Annotated in this window: 1 protein-coding gene; it reads left to right on the top strand. The window is 67.0% G+C overall.

The features are described 5' to 3' along the window. A partial coding sequence (locus tag BGN97_RS13495; protein WP_292702502.1) for an ATP-binding cassette domain-containing protein occupies nt 1-551 on the top strand: 551 nt, incomplete at both ends.

Here is a 551-nt window from a genome sequence, read left to right as displayed (position 1 = left end):
GCTCGAGCAGCACCTGAAGGACTACAAGGGCGCCGTGATCGCCGTCACGCACGACCGGTACTTCCTCGACCACGTCGCCGAGTGGATCGCCGAGGTCGACCGCGGTCGCCTGCTCGGCTACGAGGGCAACTACTCCACCTACCTGGAGCAGAAGGCCGAGCGCCTCGACATCCAGGGCAAGAAGGACGCCAAGCTCGCCAAGCGCCTGAAGGACGAGCTCGAGTGGGTTCGCTCCAGCGCCAAGGGCCGGCAGACCAAGTCCAAGGCGCGTCTGGCTCGCTACGAGGAGATGGCGGCCGAGGCCGAGCGCACCAGGAAGCTCGACTTCGAGGAGATCCAGATCCCCGCGGGTCCGCGCCTCGGCAACATCGTCATCGAGGCGAAGAACCTGCAGAAGGGCTTCGGCGACCGGATGCTGATCGACGCGCTCAGCTTCAGCCTGCCGCCGAACGGCATCGTCGGCGTGATCGGCCCGAACGGCGTCGGGAAGACGACGCTCTTCAAGACCATCGTCGGCCTGGAGCCGCTCGACGGCGGCGACCTGAAGGTCG

It is taken from the genome of Microbacterium sp. 69-10 (assembly GCF_001897945.1).
In the GTDB taxonomy this organism is placed as follows: domain Bacteria; phylum Actinomycetota; class Actinomycetes; order Actinomycetales; family Microbacteriaceae; genus Microbacterium.
The sequence above is the reverse complement of the archived record's forward strand: the minus strand, read 5'-3'. Positions and strand labels throughout refer to the sequence as shown.